General features: G+C 55.6%; 11 protein-coding genes. 8 read left to right on the top strand and 3 right to left on the bottom strand.

Annotated elements, in window-relative coordinates; genetic code table 11:
• Positions 1-122: 122 nt before the first annotated feature.
• Positions 123-737: a hypothetical protein gene (locus tag BXP70_RS29430; protein ID WP_143436435.1), complete on the top strand. Its 615-nt coding sequence runs from the start codon at positions 123-125 to the stop codon at positions 735-737.
• 6 nt (positions 738-743) lie between these two features.
• Here BXP70_RS29430 and BXP70_RS09555 read toward each other — a convergent pair whose 3' ends face one another.
• Entirely contained in the window at positions 744-2,279 is a 1,536-nt protein-coding gene (locus BXP70_RS09555) for a glycosyltransferase family 39 protein (protein ID WP_086593841.1), read from the bottom strand.
• Positions 2,280-2,413: 134 nt separating this feature from the next.
• Entirely contained in the window at positions 2,414-2,656 is a 243-nt protein-coding gene (locus tag BXP70_RS09550; protein WP_143436434.1) for a hypothetical protein, read from the bottom strand.
• Positions 2,657-2,747: 91 nt separating this feature from the next.
• Here BXP70_RS09550 and BXP70_RS09545 point away from each other — a divergent pair, with 91 nt between their 5' ends.
• On the top strand, positions 2,748-4,094 hold the full coding sequence (locus BXP70_RS09545) for a YfcC family protein (protein ID WP_218779767.1): 1,347 nt from the start codon (positions 2,748-2,750) through the stop codon (positions 4,092-4,094).
• A 90-nt stretch (positions 4,095-4,184) separates the two neighbouring features.
• Here the strand turns inward: BXP70_RS09545 and BXP70_RS09540 are convergent, their stop codons facing one another.
• Positions 4,185-4,586 (bottom strand): DUF6960 family protein, encoded by a 402-nt coding sequence (locus BXP70_RS09540; protein WP_143436433.1) that lies wholly within the window; start codon positions 4,584-4,586, stop codon positions 4,185-4,187.
• 272 nt (positions 4,587-4,858) lie between these two features.
• Here BXP70_RS09540 and BXP70_RS09535 point away from each other — a divergent pair, with 272 nt between their 5' ends.
• The 6 genes from BXP70_RS09535 (at position 4,859) to BXP70_RS09510 (ending at position 11,979) form a co-directional block, all read left to right on the top strand.
• Entirely contained in the window at positions 4,859-5,545 is a 687-nt protein-coding gene (locus tag BXP70_RS09535; RefSeq protein WP_086593838.1) for a DUF421 domain-containing protein, read from the top strand.
• 49 nt (positions 5,546-5,594) lie between these two features.
• The gene (locus BXP70_RS09530) at positions 5,595-6,284 is read left to right on the top strand and encodes a DUF421 domain-containing protein (RefSeq protein ID WP_086593837.1); all 690 of its coding nucleotides are present in this window, start codon (positions 5,595-5,597) and stop codon (positions 6,282-6,284) included.
• 152 nt (positions 6,285-6,436) lie between these two features.
• Positions 6,437-8,287 carry an alpha-amylase family glycosyl hydrolase gene (locus BXP70_RS09525; protein ID WP_245849589.1) on the top strand — a complete coding sequence of 617 codons (1,851 nt, stop codon included), beginning with the start codon at positions 6,437-6,439 and terminating at the stop codon, positions 8,285-8,287.
• A gap of 441 nt (positions 8,288-8,728) precedes the next feature.
• Positions 8,729-10,567: a glycosyltransferase gene (locus tag BXP70_RS09520; protein WP_086593835.1), complete on the top strand. Its 1,839-nt coding sequence runs from the start codon at positions 8,729-8,731 to the stop codon at positions 10,565-10,567.
• 112 nt (positions 10,568-10,679) lie between these two features.
• Complete coding sequence (locus BXP70_RS09515; protein WP_086593834.1) at positions 10,680-11,504, top strand: DUF4198 domain-containing protein; 825 nt, start codon at positions 10,680-10,682, stop codon at positions 11,502-11,504.
• 100 nt (positions 11,505-11,604) lie between these two features.
• Positions 11,605-11,979 carry an STAS domain-containing protein gene (locus BXP70_RS09510; protein WP_086593833.1) on the top strand — a complete coding sequence of 125 codons (375 nt, stop codon included), beginning with the start codon at positions 11,605-11,607 and terminating at the stop codon, positions 11,977-11,979.
• Positions 11,980-12,204 lie beyond the last annotated feature (225 nt).

Raw genomic sequence — 12,204 nt, 5'->3', positions numbered from 1 at the left:
ACATGAGCCCAATCGTTGGCTACGATTTATTTCTTAACAATTTTACAAAATGCATAGAAGAGTATTATATCATATTTAAAAAGTATTATTTTAGCCAGCGCAGTCCCGTTATATTTCCCCTCATGCTTATTTACGGCAGCAACTCTTCGCGTTTGCTCACAGAACCCTTGCCTGATACCCCGTGTCATGCGTGTGGCACTGCTGACTCGTTACGGCTAAGCGTATCTGGGCGCTACGCCCATATTTATTGGATTCCGCTGTTCCCAGCAGGTAAGCTAGGGGGAGCCGAATGCCATAACTGTGGTACTGTGCTGCTACACAAACAGTTGCCACCCGCATTGAAAGAGCCTTTTATGGCCTTGAAGCAGCAGGCTACAGCTCCCATCTGGCACTATGCCGGGTTGCTTCTAATCGCACTGCTGGCTTTGAGTTCCTTGCTAACGAGCGGGCTCAACGGCAAACAAGACCTAGCGTATTTGGAGAAGCCGCACACCGGCGACTTGTACCACGTCCGGACGCAGGAGGGCAACTTCTCGCTGCTCAAAGTGGTGGCAGTGGATGGCAACAGCGTGCAACTGCAAGCCAACACGTACCAGACTAGCAGCAGCTCCGAAGTGGCGGATCTGAACAAACCCGAAAATTACGACCACGACGCCTTCGACCTGACGCGCTACGACTTGCAAATTATGAAGCAAAAAGAGCAAATCGTGGACGTAGAGCGCCCCGAAAACGACTAACCTAGGTCACTTTTGTTTGACCCACACGGCCAGGGCCTCTTGATGCTCCCGATACGCCTGCTCGATGATAGCCGCATCGGGGCCGGTGCCGAGCAAGATGGTCGTTCCTTTTTCGCGGGCGTAAGGGTTGGTAATTTCTCCGACCTGCCGCAGTTCCCGAAAATGCGGCACCAGCTCTTCGGGGTGTCCCTCACCCACCAGCAACAAGTGCCGATAGGGCTGCGCTGGCCGGGCCGGAAACCAAAATAAGTAGCTTCCATTGAAGCTGTTGGCTAGAGGCAGCGCCCGGCGGCGGTTATAGTAGTTGATGGCACTAGCCTGACCGTAGTTGTCGCACTTAATCAGCGTGAAGGCCCGCGTAGAATCAGGCAACGCTTGGTAGGCTTGGTAAACTTTATCGGCTAATTCCTGCCAGCCAATCATATCGGCATAGTCCTGCGGCAGGGGGTGAACCTGGCCATCCTCCCAGCGTGTAAGACCTAGGTCCTGGTACTTGGCACTAATGCGCTGCATGTAGGCCGGCGGATACAGGGTGAAGATGAACGGCACCAAAGGCAGAATAATCAGCACGGGAACCAGCACGAGCACCGGGCGCATTAATGCGCCGTAGCGGAAGCGGTGCAGCACTTGCTCCCACCATACAGCCCCGAAGGCGAATAACACCGGATAGTAGCCTAGGCCGTAGTAGCTCTTCCCGTGCAGCACCGTCAGAATCAGCAGCCCCACTGCGTACACTAAACCCAGGCTTCGGTACGGCCGAAAAGGGGCATACGCAAACAAAGCCAGCAGACCCGGCATCCACACCCACAACGCCGGAAAACACATCACCAGCTGATCTTTCCAAAAGCTGGTCGCCGATACATTCACGAGCTGTGTGTCGTGTAGCTCGCTCATGTGTCGTAGAAACGGCACGCCGTGCGCCAGCTGCCACAGGAGGCTAGGTGAAAACAGTAGCAGCGTAAGGCCAGCCGCCAGCCAGAAATGCTTTGTAGCCAACACGCGACGCTGGGGCGTGAGCAACAGCGCCGCTACTAGCGCGGCAATGAAGAAGAACGTGGTGTACTTGTTCAGCAAGCTAAAGCCTAGCCCCAACCCAATGTAATACAAGTACTTGGGTTGGGCGTTCTGCACATACGAGAGCAGCCAATAGCAACAGATGGTGAAGCCAAAGACCTCAAACGAATTAGGCTGAAATAGAAAATTAAGCCGCGCGTAACCGGCTACGCAGTAGCATAAGCAGGCAAGCACCTGCGCAAACCATCCGCCCCCAAGCTTCTGCACTGCACGCCCCACCACGTACACCGTTAGGGCGCCCCACAGAAACGGCCAGAACTTCACCCAGAAATAGTCGCCCCCTAGGGCTTGCGTGACCCAGGCCTGCGCGGCAATGAGCGGCGGCACTTCCAAGTAGCCCCAAGCTAGGTGCCGGCCTTCATCCAGGTAGAGGTACTCGTCGCGGTGCAGTTCGTAGGCACTACTCGCCAGCACGAAGCCGGAAACGAATTTGAGGACGGCAAATAACAGCGGGATAGCGCGTTTCATGAGCTGAAAATAGAAAAACGCCTGAGCGTTTGGGCACTTGCGCCCTACTTCTTCGCAGCTATTAAAACAGAACCTCTGATAGACAGGCTGGCCTAGCACCTAGGTCAAAGAATAGTGTTCAGCCTCAACCTAGCCTACACCTCCGGCAGCCGGATCTTTTCCAGGTATGCCGTTAGCCCGGCTGGGTGCTGGAAGAGGTGGATAAACAGGATACGCTCCTCATCGTGTAGGCGCCACTCCTCGGCGTAAAAGTCGCCAAGGGCGTACAGGCGCAGGCGGCAGCTGTCTTCGGCACGCTCGGCCAAAAAGTGGCCGTGCTGAAGCAGGAGCTTAGCCTGTTGACCCATAGGCAGCAGTTTGAAGTCGACGAGATTCATAGTCGCACCGAAAACCGAAAGGTACGGCTGTTCGGTTCCGAAACCGCACAGCGGCGTGCGTAGTGCGGCAGTTTCCGCTACTTTCGCCAGCATGAAAACCATGCGCTTTCCTCACCCGCTCGTGCTGCTCGTCGGGTTTATCTTGCTAGCGATGCTGCTGAGCTACCTGCTGCCGGCCGGCGAATTCGTCCGCCACACGGACCCGGCCACCCAGCGCGAAGTGGTGGTGTCGGGCTCCTACCACCGCGTAGCAGCCACCCCCGTAAGCGTGTTGGGCGCGTTGGTAGCCGTGCCCCAAGGTATGGCAGGCGCCGCCGACGTTATCTTCTTTGTTTTTCTAACCGGCGGCGCGTTCACCGTGGTCGACCAAACCGGTGCCCTCCGCCGCGGCGTCGACTGGTTGGTGATGCGCTTCCGGGGGCGGGAAGCGCTGGTAATTCCTCTTATCTCCCTACTCTTTGCCACCATGGGTGCCCTCGAGAATATGCAGGAAGAGATTATTCCGCTGGTGCCTATCTTACTAGTGCTCATGCGCCGACTCGGCTACCCGTCGCTTACGGCGGCGGCCGTGAGCCTAGGTGCGGCGGCCGTCGGCGCAGCGTTTAGTCCCATTAATCCTTTCCAAGTAGGTATTGCGCAGAAGCTTACCCAGCTACCGCTACTTTCCGGCGGGGGGTTCCGGTTGGTGGTGCTCGCTCTGGCCTTGCTCCTCTGGATTGGTGGCACCATGCGCTACGCCAAACGCTACCAAGTAGCCCCCATCTTTGAGGACTCCGCCAGCGACTCAGTGGCTGGCGTGGGGCGGCACGGGCTGGTCCTGCTACTGCTGCTAGCTACGTTTGGCGGGTTCACCTACGGCATCCTGAAACTCGGGTGGGGTTTCGAGCAGATGGGGGCGCTGTTCTTTGTACTAGGTGTGGTAGCAGGCCTGCTAGGCGGGCTAGGCCTGAATGGCACCGCTGAGGCGTTCATCGCCGGCTTTCGGGACCTAGCTTTTTCGGCCCTGCTTATTGGCTTTGCCCGCGCTATTTTCATCGTGCTAGAGCAAGGCCACATCGTCGATACAATTGTGAATGGCCTCTCCGCGCCGCTTGCAGGGCTGCCCGTGGCGCTATCGGCACTAGGCATGATTGGGGTACACACGGCTTTGCATTTGCCCGTACCGAGCGTGAGCGGGCAGGCGGTGCTCACCATGCCCATTCTCACGCCCCTCTCCGACCTCATCGGTTTGCCCCGCCAAGTAACGGTGCTAGCTTACCAGTACGGCGCCGGCTTGTGCGAACTCATCACGCCCACCAACGGCGCCCTCATGGCCATCGTCGCGGCATGTGGTGTGCGCTTTGATGCTTGGTGGAAGTTCGTGCTGCCCCTCTACCTAGGTCTGCTAGCACTTGGCGCCGCAGCCGTGGTAGCAGGAATTATGCTTCACTTAAAGTAGCTTCTATGGAGTGCCTGAGTGACTTGGCACTGGGTAACTGAGTGATTGTTCTCATACCTTGCTGCGCTACATTTCTCAGTCACTCAGTCACTACGCAAAACGGAGTTCTTCCGCCTCGAAAACTCGTTTCACTTTGCGTTTCTTTTCTACCAATTGAAACCTAGCTCGGTCGGCGCCTTCGTCCCAGAATACATCGGAAATCAGGCCGTGGTGCGCGGAGCGGCCGGGTTCAGGGCTTTTCTCCTCTACTACGTCGCCGAAGCTGAAAGGCGGTTTTTGGTGTAACTCCGTGAATAACTCTGGGCTCACTTTGAACTGCTGCTCGTCGTAGCGAAGCAGGATCCAATCGTCGGTTTCGTCAATTTTTTCGAAGACTTTACCCAAAGGTTCCAGCCACTCGAAGGAGCGCCGGTTGGCGGGGTGAATATAACGCAAGCCGTATTCGGGCGTCCAGGGGTAAAGGCCGTAACGAACAGGTTTAGGTCGGGGCATGTAAGCAGAAGGGGGAATAAAGGAGCAAAATTTACTTAAAAAAACAGGCAGCAGTATTAGCGTATTGCCTTTCAGCGATCAACAACAAAAATCGGCGATTTATTCCCTACTCCAACGATTTCGGAGCTCTTTTTTGAACGTTACCGTTCTGCTTTATCTTACTGAGTAAGCTCGACTTATATAACTATTTTTTTATCACTTCTCGTAACTCTGTCGGGGTAGAGTGCCGTTCAAAGCCTGGATACCACCACGATTAGGCGTAAGAGGTTGCGATGAAAAAGGAAGAAATTCACTTCGGAGACTGGAAGCGAATTTTGCTCGGCAACGTGCCGGGCGAGTTTATGCTCGAAGTGTTTCTGCGTACGATTGTCGTTTACCTGATTTTGCTGGTCGTGATTCGGCTGCTGGGCAAACGGATGAGCGCGCAGCTGACCATCACCGAGATGGCAGTATTCATTACCCTAGGTGCCATTGTGTCGTTGCCGATGCAGGCTCCCGACCGGGGCATCCTGCCGGGCGTACTAATTTTAGTGTGCGTGTTGCTGTTGCAGCGTGGGCTGAATTATTTTGCCTTTAAAGACCGCCGGGTGGAAATTACCACGCAGGGCGACGTATCGATGCTGGTGAAAGATGGCATTTTGCAGCTAGACGAGATGCGCAAAACGGCCATTTCCCACGCGCAAATCTACGCGCAGATTCGGGCGAAAGAGCTGTTGCAGCTAGGTGCTGTTAAGCGGATGTACGTGGAAGGCAACGGCGATTTCAGCATCTATCCTAGCTCCCAGCCCAAGCCAGGATTAAGTGTGTTACCGTCGCGCGACGAGGCCCTGCAACGCCAGGAAGAGCACGCGGATAACCTATGCGCGTGTACCAATTGTGCTACCGTCGTGCCGCCGGAACAGGCGCGCACTACTTGTCCCCTTTGTGGCGAGCAAAATTGGACGTATGCTGTGCAGTAGCCTCGCGCTACTCGCCCCTTATTATTGTACTATACCAAGCTAGCTCCTGATGAAGCCCGAAGATATTCATCCGTTCGATTTTCTGCGCATTTTTCTGGGGGAAGCACCTTGGAGCTTTCTGCTCGAAGTCGTTATTCGTATCCTTTTCATTTTCGTGCTGCTGATTGTGTCGATGCGGCTCATGGGCAAGCGGATGGCTTCGCAGCTGAGTCGCAATGAGTTGGCCGCTATGTCGTCGTTGGCTGCCGCCATCGGGGTCCCGATGCAAGTGCCCGACCGTGGGCTACTGCCGCCACTGGTTATGGCTGTGGTCATTATCAGCATCCAACGCCTCTCTGCGGTGTGGAGCACTCGGAGCCAGAAGTTTGAAAAAATCTCTCAGGGTGACATTGGCATTTTGTTGGAAGATGGCTGCTTGCAACTCAGCGCGATGCAAGAAGCAGTGTTGCCGCAGGAGCGCCTATTTGCGCAGCTACGCTCAGAGGCTATCGACAACCTAGGGGCCGTGAAGCGGGTGTATATGGAAGCGAATGGCTCTTTCACTATTCTTAAGCAGCCCAAACCGCAACCAGGCCTGAGCATCTTACCCAATTGGGATCAAGATTTCCTGCGTGAGCAACGCAAGGTACCCGGCACGTTTGCCTGTCAAGGCTGTGGCAACCTAGCTCAAGATAAACAGGCTCCTTGCTCCCGCTGCGGTAAAACCGTGTGGACGACAGCCGTAACCTCGGAGGCGTAGCAAGTAGCGCTAACTTCCAGTGTACTTAGTAATACCCGCGTTGATCTGGCCTCGCTTCGTCTGCAAACGGCCGGGCAAAACCTAAATCGTACTAATTCAGTTAGAGGACAAATGCTGCTGAGCTTGCAGCTCTTTTTTTGTCTCTCTTTCCTATGCCCCCAGCCTCCTCTACCCTAGCACCTAACCCTACTTCTTCTGTTCCTTCTGCCCCCGAGCTTCAAGCCGGCATGGGCGCCATTCCACACCAAAAAGGCACCACGTTTCGTGTGTGGGCCCCTCACGCCGACGCGGCTGCCGTCGTAGGTCCTTTCAACGACTGGAACCACGAAAGCCACCCCCTCGACCACGAAGCCGACGGCTACTGGGCTGCCGATTTCCCTGATTTGCCTGCGGGCACAGAGTACAAATTCTGGCTGCGCAACGGAGAAAACGAATTTACCCGCAACGACCCTTATGCCCGCGAGGTGACGCACTCGGCCGGCAACTCCATCGTGCCGGATGCCAGCTTCGACTGGGAGGATGACCACTTTGGTATGCCCGCCTGGAATGAGCTGGTAATCTACGAGCTGCACGTGGGCACGTTCAACCGCTCCGTGGAAGGCGAGCCGGGCACGTTTTACGACGTCATTGAGAAGCTTCCTTACCTGCGCGACCTAGGTATCAATGCCATTGAGGTGATGCCAGCAACCGAGTTCCCCGGCAGCTTATCGTGGGGCTACAACCCGGCGCACCCCTTCGCCCTCGAAACGGCGTACGGCGGCCCAAAAGCCTTCAAAGAGCTTGTAAAACAAGCCCACCGCCATGGCATTGCCGTTATCTTGGATGTAGTGTACAACCACTTCGGCCCCGGCGACCTAGACTTATGGCAGTTTGATGGCTGGACTGAAAACGACGGCGGTGGCATCTACTTCTACAACGACTGGCGCGCCGAAACGCCCTGGGGCCACAACCGCCCCGACTACGGCAACCCCGCCGTGCGTAACTACATCCGCGACAACGCGTTGATGTGGCTTGAAGATTACCGCGTCGATGGGCTGCGCTGCGACTCTATCTCGCACATTCGCAACGTGAATGGCAGCAACGGCCCCGTGGGCGACTTACCCGAGGGCTGGACGCTCATGCGGTGGGTAAATGAGGAGATTCAGGCCCGCACCCCTTGGAAAATCACCATTGCGGAAGATCTGCAAGGCAACGAGTACATCACCCGCCCTACCGACCAGGAGGGCGAAGGATTTGCTACTCAGTGGGATGCCGCTTTTGTGAACATCATGCGTGAGGCCCTCGTGACGCCGAACGATGCTGACCGCTCGATGGCTTCCATAGCAGATATCATCAGCACGACCTACAACGGCGACGCTTTCCAGCGCGTCATTTACACCGAGTCGCACGACGAAGTGGCGAATGGCAAGTCGCGGGTGCCAGAAGAAATCATGCCCGGCGACGCGGCAAGCTGGTACCCAAAGAAGCGCGCTACCCTAGGGGCGGCCATCGTCTTTACCGCGCCCGGCATCCCGATGATTTTTCAAGGGCAGCCAACGCTGGCCGACGGCTACTTCTCCGACGACCAGCCTCTCGACTGGTCGCGCCACGATCAGATGGGCGGCCTAGTGCAGCTCTACCGCGACCTGATCCGGTTGCGTCGCAACCTCGACGGCCATACCCGCGGCCTCACGGGCCAGCGCACCGATGTGTTCCACGTCAACGACCAAGAGAAAGTTATTGCGTTTGCGCGCTGGGCAGATGGCGACGGTGGTCCCACCGACACGACCATCGTTATAGCCAACTTCGCCGACCAAACCCGCGAAGCTTACACCATTGGGCTGCCAGCACCTGGCAAGTGGACCGTGCGCTTCAATAGCGACTGGCAAGGCTACGACCACGAGTTTGGCAACTTCGAAAGCTTCGACGCCGATGCTGAAGAAGGCGAGTATGACGGTAAGCCCTGGCACGGCTCGTTTGGCTTAGCTCCTTATTCTGTGCTGGTTATTTCGCAGGAAGGATAAGCAGCCTCGCTTTCTCCATCAAGCTAGCCCCGTCACTCGTCCTTTTGGCCAGTGGCGGGGCTTCTTAGTGAACGAGGAGTCGTTCCGCGCATTCGTCCTGCGTGCCTTCCCGCACCGCCGGCCAGCCCGGCGCCCTAGGTACCCGACCGGTTGTCGCGGGTGAGCGTTGGGCGAGCTAGGCCTTTATCTCTTACCCTATCGTCTGCTGGTTCGCTGTGTTTCGAACGTTTATGCTCACTGTGCCCAACCTCGTCAGATAACTTTTCCGTAGGGGGCTTATAGTTGCTGAGCCTTGGCTATCAGCTCATAATAGCTTGTATCTTGCCGCAAACGGTTGCAGAGACGTGCTCATACGCTAGCTTACGCCGAAGAATTCCGTAAAACCTCTTACGTTGCTGTCCTAACGGCCTCCTTGCCTTCTCTCCTACCATACCCTCTCGTATGCAACCACCTGCTTCTACCCCCGAAATTGTTGCCCCCGATGCGCTGCTTGTGGAAGTAGCCTGGGAAGTCTGTAATCAGGTCGGCGGTATCTACACCGTTATTCGCTCCAAAGTGCCCGCTACTGTGCAGGGCTGGGATGAGCGCTATTGTTTAATAGGTCCTTATTTCCCACAGCAGGCCCAGGGCGAGTTCGAGGCTTTCGACGACTATCAGCTTCAGCTGCTCAACGATCCTTTTGCGGGCGCGGTGCGCCAGATGCGGCAAATGGGCTACGACGTGTGCATCGGCACGTGGCTCATAACGGGCCGGCCCCGCGTTGTGCTGATCAACCCCTTCCAAGCGTACGGGCAGCTAGGGCAGATCAAAACCGACCTTTGGCTACGGCATGGCATCCCAACCCCCGACAACGACGACCTGCTGCACCAAGTAGAAGCCTTTGGACACTTGGTGAAGATCTTCATGAAGGTCCTGACCGACGAAGTGGTGCCACCGCAGCGCGTCATTGCACACTTTCACGAGTGGATGACGGGCGTGGCTATTCCTGATATGCGCCGCGAGCAAGTGCCGGCCCACATCGTTTTCACGACGCACGCCACATTGCTGGGCCGCTACCTAGCCATGAACGACCCCAACTTCTACGACCACCTGATGCAGGTCGATTGGGCGGCGGAAGCGGTGCACTTCAATATCGAAACGGCCGTGCGCATCGAGCGGGCGGCGGCGCACGGCTCTCACGTGTTCACCACGGTGAGCGAGCTGACGGTGCGCGAGTGCATTTACCTGCTCGACCGGATTCCGGACTGCGTGTTGCCGAATGGCCTGAACATCGAGCGATTTGTAGCCTTGCACGAGTTCCAGAACCTACACAAGCAGTACAAGGATAAGATTCACGAGTTTGTGATGGCGCACTTTTTCCAGAGCTATTCCTTCGATCTGGACAAGACCATCTACATGTTCACCTCGGGTCGCTACGAATACCATAACAAAGGTTTCGACCTGACGCTAGAGGCCCTAGCCCGCCTAAATTACCGCTTGCAGCAGAGTGGCCTAGAAGGGCAAGTGGTGATGTTTTTCATCACGAAGCGGCCGTTCACCAGCATCAACCCGCTGGTACTGCAAAGCCGCGCCATCCTCGACGAGGTGCACGAAACCTGCAACGCCATCGAGCGCCAAGTGGGCGAGCGGCTCATGTATGCGGCCGCATCCAGCACCGACCACCGCCTCCCCGACCTGAGCGCCATGGTGGACGATTATTGGAAACTGCGCTACCGCCGGACCCTGCAAAGCTGGAAGACGTCGCAACTTCCTTCCGTTATCACCCACAACCTGATCGACGACCAGAAGGACGATATTTTGAATTTCCTGCGACGCTCTAACATGATCAACCATCAGCACGATCGGGTAAAAATTGTGTATCACCCTGATTTCGTGTCACCTACTTCGCCGTTGTTTGGGATGGAGTACGGGCAATTTGTGCGTGGCTGTCACCTAGGTATCTTCCCGAGCTACTATGAGCCGTGGGGCTACACGCCGCTGGAGTGCGTGGCACGGGGCGTACCGGCCATCACCTCCGACCTCTCCGGCTTCGGCGACTACGTAATGCAGCATGTGCAAGACCACGACGACAAAGGCATCTTCGTGGTACAACGCCAGGAAAAGAACTTCGACGAAGCAGCCGAAGAGCTGACCAACATGCTTTGGGACTTCGTGCTGCTCAGTCGCCGCGAACGGATTGCGCAGCGCAATCGGGTAGAAAGTTCCTCCGAATTGTTCGACTGGAAAAACCTGCGCCAGTACTACGACCGCGCTTACGAGCTAGCCTTGGAGCGGAGCTAGGTTGCTGACAAAAGCATCTGAGATAACTACTAATTTTTGATGTGTTAAATACGGATTCTTCGTCCTATCTAGCTTCATCTTTTCTTAATACTACTTTCGACAATTTCGTAGCGTGCGTGCCAGCCTAAAGTTCTCTTGGCTCCTCTTGTTTTGCGGTATCGCCGCAGCCAGAGCCCAGGAGTTCTGGCTGGCACCACGCTTCTTTTTACCCCTTCACGGACGAATATTAGTGCCTATGCTAGCCGGAAATAATTTCACAGGTGTGCGGTGGCGCGGCAAAAACAGCCGCCTCACGCGCTATGTGCATTATGCTCCCAGCGACTCTACCAACCTACTCCCGCTGGTCACGCAGCACGATACCAGCCTAGCTACCGTCACCTTGGCGCAGCCTGGCACCCACCAGTTGGCGCTTGCCACCAACAACGCTTTTCTCACGTTTGCAGCCGATTCTTTCAACGCGTACTTGCGCGCCGAAAGGCTGGATAATATCTTGTTAATCAGAAAACAACGAGAACAGCTCGCGCAGCCCGCACGGGAGGCATACCGCCGTTGCGCGAAGGCACTCGTCCAAGTAGGTACGGGCTCTTCGCCTGGTAGCACGTTCAACCGGGTTGCAGGTTTGCCGTTGGAACTCATTCCCGAGCAAGACCCCTACGGGCTACGGGTAGGCGCTTCGCTTACGGTACGCCTACTTGCGGATGGGCAGCCCGTAGCAGGCGCGTTGTTGAAAGTCTGGTGTCGAGATGTGAAAAAAAATGTAGAAAAAATCGAAATTCGTACTAACCAAAATGGTCGTGCGTTGTTCAGATTATCCACGCCCGGCACCTATCTAATTAGTACGATGCGGATGACTCCATCCGCTAACCCTCAAGTAGCTGATTGGCAGAGCACGTGGTCGTCACTTACCTTTGGTTTTGCTAGTCGCACTTCGCGTTGAGTGGGCCCCTCGCCACCAGCCTAGGTAGTCTGCGGATCGCTGCACGCCATTACTTTTTTTGTTACCTTCGCAACTCTCTTAACCACCGAATTTCGCCGGCATGAAGTACTCGATTGATAAAAAGGACACCTACACCATCATCACGATTGACGAAAAGAAGCTCGACACGACGGTCGCGCCTGATCTGAAATCGGAGTTTGTGAAGCTGAACGCCGAAGGAATCAATAACCTGATCCTGGACCTAGCCAATGTGAAGTACACGGATTCTTCGGGCCTTAGCTCCATCCTCATTGCCAACCGGTTGTGCAATTCGACGGGTGGCCTGTTGGTACTCACCGGCCTGCAAGATCACGTGATGAAGCTCATTACCATTTCCAAGCTCGAGTCGGTATTGCACATTCTACCCACGGTAGAGGAAGGCATCGACCGCATTTTTCTGCACGCCATCGAGCGTGACCTTACAAGCAAGGAATAAGGTTTTTTAAGAGCTGTTAGCTGTTGACTGTTCGTTGTTAGGCCTTTCAGCCGACAACCCACGGTCAGCAGCTTTTTTATGTCAAATGGTTAAAGGTTGCTTGCTGAATACCTACTTATGAACGGGTTGATGGTTATCCATCTCGTGCCAGACGGTTTTTCAAATGACGCAAGGTGGTTTAGCCATCAACCATTCAGCAACCAGTCGTTAACCCTTCTTCTGTTT

It is taken from the genome of Hymenobacter crusticola (assembly GCF_002154225.1).
Classification (GTDB): Bacteria; Bacteroidota; Bacteroidia; order Cytophagales; family Hymenobacteraceae; genus Hymenobacter; species Hymenobacter crusticola.
The sequence above is the reverse complement of the archived record's forward strand: the minus strand, read 5'-3'. Positions and strand labels throughout refer to the sequence as shown.

Excerpts from the sequence above, each read along its gene's own strand:
- BXP70_RS09530 (WP_086593837.1), top strand. The coding sequence starts at position 5,595 with ATGAAGCCCGAAGATATTCATCCGTTCGATTTTCTGCGCATTTTTCTG.
- BXP70_RS29430 (WP_143436435.1), top strand. The coding sequence starts at position 123 with ATGCTTATTTACGGCAGCAACTCTTCGCGTTTGCTCACAGAACCCTTG.
- BXP70_RS09520 (WP_086593835.1), top strand. The coding sequence starts at position 8,729 with ATGCAACCACCTGCTTCTACCCCCGAAATTGTTGCCCCCGATGCGCTG.
- BXP70_RS09545 (WP_218779767.1), top strand. The coding sequence starts at position 2,748 with ATGAAAACCATGCGCTTTCCTCACCCGCTCGTGCTGCTCGTCGGGTTT.
- BXP70_RS09550 (WP_143436434.1), bottom strand. The coding sequence starts at position 2,656 with ATGAATCTCGTCGACTTCAAACTGCTGCCTATGGGTCAACAGGCTAAG.
- BXP70_RS09555 (WP_086593841.1), bottom strand. The coding sequence starts at position 2,279 with ATGAAACGCGCTATCCCGCTGTTATTTGCCGTCCTCAAATTCGTTTCC.
- BXP70_RS09510 (WP_086593833.1), top strand. The coding sequence starts at position 11,605 with ATGAAGTACTCGATTGATAAAAAGGACACCTACACCATCATCACGATT.
- BXP70_RS09540 (WP_143436433.1), bottom strand. The coding sequence starts at position 4,586 with ATGCCCCGACCTAAACCTGTTCGTTACGGCCTTTACCCCTGGACGCCC.
- BXP70_RS09525 (WP_245849589.1), top strand. The coding sequence starts at position 6,437 with ATGCCCCCAGCCTCCTCTACCCTAGCACCTAACCCTACTTCTTCTGTT.
- BXP70_RS09535 (WP_086593838.1), top strand. The coding sequence starts at position 4,859 with ATGAAAAAGGAAGAAATTCACTTCGGAGACTGGAAGCGAATTTTGCTC.